General features: G+C 56.0%; 8 protein-coding genes and 1 pseudogene. All 9 read left to right on the top strand.

The features are described 5' to 3' along the window. Window positions 1-122 precede the first annotated feature (122 nt). Window positions 123-377: pseudogene (locus FYJ45_RS19660) on the top strand (VirB4-like conjugal transfer ATPase, CD1110 family); the annotation flags it as partial. Further along, window positions 358-726 (top strand): hypothetical protein, encoded by a 369-nt coding sequence (locus FYJ45_RS19655; protein WP_154466843.1) that lies wholly within the window; start codon window positions 358-360, stop codon window positions 724-726. The pseudogene FYJ45_RS19660 and the gene FYJ45_RS19655, both read left to right, overlap by 20 nt. After that, window positions 719-2,416: a C40 family peptidase gene (locus FYJ45_RS19650; RefSeq protein WP_154466841.1), complete on the top strand. Its 1,698-nt coding sequence runs from the start codon at window positions 719-721 to the stop codon at window positions 2,414-2,416. Before FYJ45_RS19655 ends, FYJ45_RS19650 begins: the two co-directional genes overlap by 8 nt. A gap of 25 nt (window positions 2,417-2,441) precedes the next feature. Continuing rightward, window positions 2,442-2,687, top strand: coding sequence for a DUF4315 family protein (locus FYJ45_RS19645; protein WP_155521203.1), 246 nt, complete (start codon window positions 2,442-2,444; stop codon window positions 2,685-2,687). Then, complete coding sequence (locus tag FYJ45_RS19640; RefSeq protein WP_154466839.1) at window positions 2,677-3,435, top strand: DUF4366 domain-containing protein; 759 nt, start codon at window positions 2,677-2,679, stop codon at window positions 3,433-3,435. Before FYJ45_RS19645 ends, FYJ45_RS19640 begins: the two co-directional genes overlap by 11 nt. Next, complete coding sequence (locus FYJ45_RS19635) at window positions 3,432-3,626, top strand: hypothetical protein (protein ID WP_025579406.1); 195 nt, start codon at window positions 3,432-3,434, stop codon at window positions 3,624-3,626. The genes FYJ45_RS19640 and FYJ45_RS19635 overlap by 4 nt, the downstream gene beginning before the upstream one ends. After that, window positions 3,623-4,306: a conjugal transfer protein TraG gene (locus tag FYJ45_RS19630; protein ID WP_154466837.1), complete on the top strand. Its 684-nt coding sequence runs from the start codon at window positions 3,623-3,625 to the stop codon at window positions 4,304-4,306. Before FYJ45_RS19635 ends, FYJ45_RS19630 begins: the two co-directional genes overlap by 4 nt. Further along, a complete protein-coding gene (locus FYJ45_RS19625) occupies window positions 4,293-6,395 on the top strand; it encodes a type IA DNA topoisomerase (RefSeq protein WP_154466835.1) in 2,103 nt (700 codons plus the stop codon). Before FYJ45_RS19630 ends, FYJ45_RS19625 begins: the two co-directional genes overlap by 14 nt. Then, window positions 6,392-6,673, top strand: coding sequence for a hypothetical protein (locus FYJ45_RS19620; RefSeq protein ID WP_002578878.1), 282 nt, complete (start codon window positions 6,392-6,394; stop codon window positions 6,671-6,673). The genes FYJ45_RS19625 and FYJ45_RS19620 overlap by 4 nt, the downstream gene beginning before the upstream one ends. The last annotated feature ends 2 nt before the right edge of the window (window positions 6,674-6,675 follow it).

The raw sequence follows: 6,675 nt of genomic DNA, 5'->3' as shown, positions 1-6,675 counted from the left end.
TTGATTGTTTAGACAACGAAATCTACTAACCGATGGAACGCCGTGTGCGGTGAAAGTCGCATGCACGGTGTGAAGTGGGGGAAAAGCCTGAGATGATATCAGGGGCTTACCTATCACTATAAAACTCCGACTTCGTGTATATGCTCAACCAGGCGGGCGGAGACCGGCAGATTCTTGCCAAACAGCTGGGCATTTCCCCGCACCAGCTTTCCTATGTGACCCACTCCGGCGAGGGTGAAGGGCTTTTGTTCTACGGCTCCACCATCCTGCCCTTCGTGGACCACTTCCCGAAAAACACCGAACTCTATGCCATAATGACCACCAAACCGTTGGACTTAAAAAAGGAGGATGAACAGCATGACAAAGAAAGAAATTGAAAAAGGCGCAGGTCTGCTTCTGGCCGCCGTCAGCGGATGTGAGCAGATGGTGGAACTGCTTCGCGCCGCCGTCCATTACTGCTATGAGCAGGAAAAGACAGCAAAAAATCTCACGCCCAAGGGCTATGCCGGATTTACCCGGATTCACCATATCTGGACAGAGGGCATACCGGATGTTCCCAAGCTGTTTATAGGCAGCCCGATTCAGGATCGGGACATGGCAAGAGGAACCCTGATGGCGATTTTCCTGTCCACAACGGTCTTTCCGGCAGAAACCATTCAGATTCCGGTATATGCGGAAACCTGTGTGCTGCTGGATGACCTGATGGCGGGTGGCTGGTATGCGTAAGGAACCGCGCCTGCACTTTACAGACGAGGAACGCGCTGACCCGGCGCTGGAAAAGCCCATCCGCAAGGCTGACCGGGCCGCCGCCAAAGCAGACAAGGCGCAGGCGAAAATCTCCAAAAAGCAGGTGCGGCAAAAAACGGTGGACCCTAAGACCGGCAAAGTGACCACCAAACTGGTGCTGGAGGACAAGAAAAAACCGCCCTCCAAGCTGTCCCATGCGGTCCGGGATGCTCCGGGAGATGCGGTGCTGGGGAAACTCCACAAGGAAATCCGTGAAACGGAACAGGACAATGTGGGCGTGGAGAGCGCCCACAAGTCTGAGGAAACCGCAGAGACCGGCGTTAGGCTTGTTCGGGAAGGCTACCGCAGTCACAATCTGAAACCTTACCGCAAGGCGGCACAGGCGGAGCAAAAGCTGGAAAAGGCCAATGTAAATGCCCTGTATCAAAAGTCCCTGCGGGAAAATCCCCAGCTTACCAGCAATCCGTTTTCACGCTGGCAGCAGAAACAGACCATCAAAAAGGAATACGCCGCCGCCAAGCGCGCCGGAAACACCGCCAACACCGCAAAAAAGACCGGCAAGGCCGCCAAGACGGTCAAGGAAAAGGCACAGCAGGCCGGAGCATTTGTTATGCGCCACAAAAAAGGTTTCTTGCTTGTGGGCGCAATTTTTCTGCTCATCTGCCTGCTGCTCAACACCATGTCCTCCTGCTCCATGATGGCGCAGAGCATCGGTTCTGCCATTTCCGGCTCCACCTATCCGTCGGATGACCCGGAACTTGTTGCGGTGGAGGCCGATTACGCCGCCAGAGAAACGGCGCTGCAAGCCGAGATCGACAACATCGAAAGCAGCCATCCGGGATATGACGAGTACCGCTATGACCTTGATATGATCGGGCATGACCCCCATGAGCTGGCAGCCTACCTGTCCGCCGTGCTGCAAGGTTACACTCAGTCCAGCGCCCAAGGCGAACTGGAGCGCGTGTTTTCCGCCCAATATACCCTGACGCTCACCGAGGAAATCCAGATTCGCACCTATACGGACGAGGATGGCGACACCCACGAATACGAATACCGGATTCTTCATGTCAAGCTGGAGAGCCGCCCCATCTCCTCTCTTGCCACAGAGCTTTTGACCCCGGAGCAGCTGGAAATGTATCAGGTGTACCGGCAGACGCTTGGCAACAAGCCGCTGATCTTCGGCGGCGGCTCCACAAATACCAGTGATTCCGAGAGTTTGGACGGTGTGGAGTTTGTAAATGGCACACGCCCCGGCAACCCGGAGCTGGTGGAACTGGCCAAACGTCAGGTGGGAAATGTGGGCGGGCAGCCCTACTGGAGCTGGTACGGCTTCAATTCCCGTGTGGAATGGTGCGCCTGCTTTGTGTCCTGGTGCTATGGGCAGATGGGATTATCCGAGCCGCGCTTTGCCGCCTGCCAGTCCCAGGGCATCCCGTGGTTCCAGTCCCATGGACAATGGGGCGCGCGCGGCTATGACAACCTTGCCCCTGGCGATGCCATCTTCTTCGATTGGAATCTGGACGGCAGAGCCGACCATGTGGGCATCGTCATCGGTACAGACGGCAGCCGGGTCTATACCGTAGAGGGAAACAGCGGCGATGCCTGCAAAATCAGAAGCTACGATGTGAACTACGAGTGCATCAAGGGCTACGGTCTGATGAACTGGTGACAAATCTTTTGATAAGGAGTGATTGATTATGGCTACGAAAATCGAACGCATTGACCGGGAAATTACGAAAACCCGTGAGAAAATCGCAGAGTATCAGGAAAAGCTGAAATCGCTGGAAGCGCAGAAAACCGAAGCGGAAAATCTGGAGATCGTCCAGATGGTGCGCGCTATGCGTATGACCCCGGAGCAGTTAAGCGCCATGCTGTCCGGCGGCACACTCCCCGGTATGGATGCTCATGAAGAACAGGAGGACACCGCCCATGAAGAATAAGAGAATTTTTAAGACCCTTTCCGCCCTCTGCGCCGCATTGGTGCTGATGGGCGGTTTTTCTGTCACCGCTTTTGCTCAAGGGCCGGAGCAGCCCCAGGCGGAGGATGCCACCAACGATACCAATGTGGTGGAAGAAACTGAGGACAGTCCTGCCCTGACCCCGGAGGGCAACGCTGCCCTGGTGGATGATTTCGGCGGCAACAAGCAGCTCATCACCGTCACCACAAAATCCGGCAATTATTTCTACATCCTCATTGACCGTGCCAACGAGGACAAGGAGACCGCCGTCCATTTCTTAAATCAGGTGGACGAAGCTGACCTGATGGCGCTGATGGAGGACGGGCAATCCGCCGAGAAACCGCCTGCTGTCTGCAACTGCACGGAAAAATGTGAAGCCGGTGCTGTCAACACCAAATGCGAAGTGTGCAGTACGGACATGACCGGCTGTACCGGCAAGAAGCCGGAGCCGCCAAAGGAACCCACGGAGCCGGAGAAAAAAGAACCCGCAGGGTTAAATCCGGCTGTCCTGCTGCTGGTGCTGGCTGTGATGGGCGGCGCTGCCTTTGCCTACTTCAAATTTATTAAGGGTAAAGCCAACCATAAAAACAACAGCAATCCAGACGATTATGACTATGAGGACGGCGAGGAACTGCCGGATGAGGAAGAAACTGAACTGGAGGACGAGGAATCGGGCGAGCTGGACGCTGACAGGGGCGGCGGTGAAGAAAGTGAGGATGACACCCCATGACCCGGTTCACCGACAGCCCCTATGAACGCATGATGACACGCAGGCCGGAGGGCGGGAAGGACACTTCCCGTCCTCTCTCTTTACCCAAAAGCCACCCCTGCTATGGCTGTGGGAATTATGGGCAGCCCTGCGTGGGAGTCTGCCATCGTGAGATGGAACGATGGCTCAAAGAAAGGAAACGAAAAAAATGAGTATTCTGATTACATTTATTAAGCTGCTTGCGATTTTTGACCTGCTGGTGATCGCCGTGTATTTTGGCAGCGACATTCTCTCAACTGTGTGGAGCAAATTTCGGAAAAAGCCCATACGGGAGGAACCTTTTGATTTCTCCCTGGATACCGAAGCGGTTCCCCTGTCCATAGATTCCATTCGTCAGCTTTATTCAGGCGACGCAGCGGATTTTGTGGAAGAAACGCTCCTGCCGGATGCTGCGCAGACAATGGCAGTTTTGACAGACCGGGAACAGACAGCCGCCCGCCTGCTCTTATCCGCACTGGTAGGCTTTCTGGCAGAAGAAGCCCCCATGGATGAACGGAGCTTCCCTATGGTGATGGAACTTCTGAACTGCATGGAGGGAGAAAAAGAGGATGGATGTCAGGACCCGGTGGATATTTTGTTTGAGGAAACCGTCCGCCGTACCCGCCGCCATGAGGAATATTACAGCAATTATCAACGCTACCGATTGTTGCAGGTGGACAAAACCCGTGTCATTCTGGCCTGCCGTATCCTTATCAACGATTTGCTGGGAAAGCTGTACCGCTATGACTACCGGTTCGGCTATGACCTGCTGCTGGATGAGGAAAACAGCATTGAGAAAAAACTGCACACGCCTGTGCGGGAAGAATGGGAGGATGAAGATGATGGGATATAAACTGGTAATCGCTGAAAAGCCGTCCGTTGCCCAAAGTCTGGCCGCCGTGATCGGCGCGACTGTCCGCAAGGACGGCTATTTGGAGGGAAACGGCTGGCGTGTCAGCTGGTGCGTGGGGCATCTGGCTGGGCTGGCGGATGCCGATGTATATAACCCGGACTACGCCAAGTGGCGCTATGACGATCTGCCCATCCTGCCGGAACACTGGCAGATGGTGGTGGGTAAAGACAAGAAGAAACAGTTTGCTGTGCTGAAACAGCTGATGAACGCCCAGGATGTGACCGAGGTGGTAAACGCCTGCGATGCCGGACGCGAGGGCGAACTGATTTTCCGCAGCGTCTATGAGCTGGCGGGATGCAGCAAACCCATGAAGCGGCTCTGGATTTCCTCGATGGAGGATTCCGCTATTCGGGAGGGCTTTGCAAACCTGCGCCCCGGTGCCGATTATGACGGTCTGCGCCAAGCTGCTCTCTGCCGCGCCAAGGCAGACTGGCTGGTGGGGATCAACGCCACAAGACTGTTTTCCGTGCTGTACCACCGTACCCTCAACATCGGGCGCGTCATGTCCCCAACGCTGGCGCTCATCGTCCAACGGGAAGCCGAGATCGACACCTTCAAGCCGGTTCCGTTTTACACGGTAGTCCTGGAGTTGCCCGGTTTTTCCGTTTCCGGGGAAAGCATGGCGGACAAGGCTGCTGCCGAGCAGCTGAAAGCCGCCTGCCAGAGTGCGGATGTGACGGTCAAAAAGGTGGAATGCCGCGACAAATCGGAAAAGCCGCCCTCCCTCTATGACCTGACTACCCTCCAACGGGATGCCAACCGATTGTTGGGATATACGGCCCAGCAAACCCTGGACTACCTCCAAAATCTGTACGAAAAGAAGCTCTGCACCTATCCCCGCACGGACAGCCGCTATCTGACGAGCGATATGGCTGAAAGCCTGTCTGTGCTGGTCAATCTGGTTGCCAATGCCATGCCGTTTCGCAAAGGGATCGCCATTTCCTGTGATGCGGCTCAGGTTATCAACGACAAAAAAGTGACCGACCACCATGCAGTGATCCCTACCCGCAATCTCCAAAACGCTGACCTGTCCGGCCTGCCGGTGGGCGAAAAGGCGGTGCTGGAGCTGGTAGCACAACGCCTGTTGTGCGCGGTGGCGGAACCGCATACTTACTCAGAAACTGCTGTCACCGTGGAGTGTGCCGGTGCAGAGTTTACCGCCAAGGGCAAAACGGTGAAACGCCCCGGCTGGCGGGCGCTGGACGCTGCCTACCGCGCTGCGCTGAAAAATGCGGAGCCGGAAGCTGAGGACAAGGCTCTGCCTGAATTAACCGAAGGTCAGACGCTTGCCCTGTCCGTCGCTGCCGTCAAGGAGGGCAAAACCAGCCCGCCCAAACACTTCACCGAGGATACGCTGCTTTCCGCGATGGAAACTGCCGGGAAAGACGATATGCCGGAGGATGCGGAGCGTCAGGGTTTAGGAACCCCGGCCACCCGCGCCGGTATTCTGGAAAAGCTGGTGTCCACCGGCTTTTTGGAGCGCAAAAAGAGTAAGAAAGCTGTGCAGCTCATGCCCTCTAAAGATGCGGTGTCCCTGATCACCGTGCTGCCGGAACAGCTGCAATCGCCCCTGCTGACCGCTGAATGGGAACACCGTTTAAGCGAGATCGAGCGCGGCGAGCTGTCCCCGGAGGACTTCATGGGCGGGATCTGCGCCATGCTCCGGGAGTTGGTGGAGACCTATCAGGTCATCAAGGGGACTGAGTACCTGTTCACGCCGTCCCGCGAAGTGGTGGGCAAATGCCCCCGCTGCGGCGGCGATGTGGCGGAACTGCAAAAAGGATTTTTCTGCCAGACAGAATCCTGCAAATTTGCCATCTGGAAAAACAACAAATGGTGGGCAGCCAAGAAAAAGCAGCCTACCAAGGCACTGGTGACGGCGCTGCTCAAGGATGGCCGCGCAAGGATCACCGGTTGCTATTCCGAAAAGACCGGCAAGACCTATGATGCCACGGTGGTTCTGGAGGACGATGGGCGGTACGCCAACTTCAAGCTGGAATTTGACCGGCAGAAAGGCGGTGCAAAATGAAGCTCTCCCTTTATGAACAGGAAACCATTCTCCTCTACAATCAGGCCGAGGACACCGCCGAAGTTTATACCCATGACCGAAAACTGATGGAGAAGCTGACCCGCCTTTCCAAAAAGCACCCGGAACAGGTCTGCAAAAAGGATAAGCACAATTTTACAGTCCCCAAACGCTGTGTGTCCGTCCGGGAGCCATACAGCGCCGAGCGCCGCAAGGCTGCCAGTGAACGGGCCAAGGCTGCCGGGTACAGGCCGCCCATCCCCAAACCGAAAGCTGATTGACG

The sequence above is a fragment of the Eisenbergiella porci genome, from assembly GCF_009696275.1.
GTDB lineage: Bacteria > Bacillota > Clostridia > Lachnospirales > Lachnospiraceae > Eisenbergiella > Eisenbergiella porci.
Note: the sequence above shows the minus strand (reverse complement) of the source record. Positions and strands in the feature narration are given on the sequence as shown.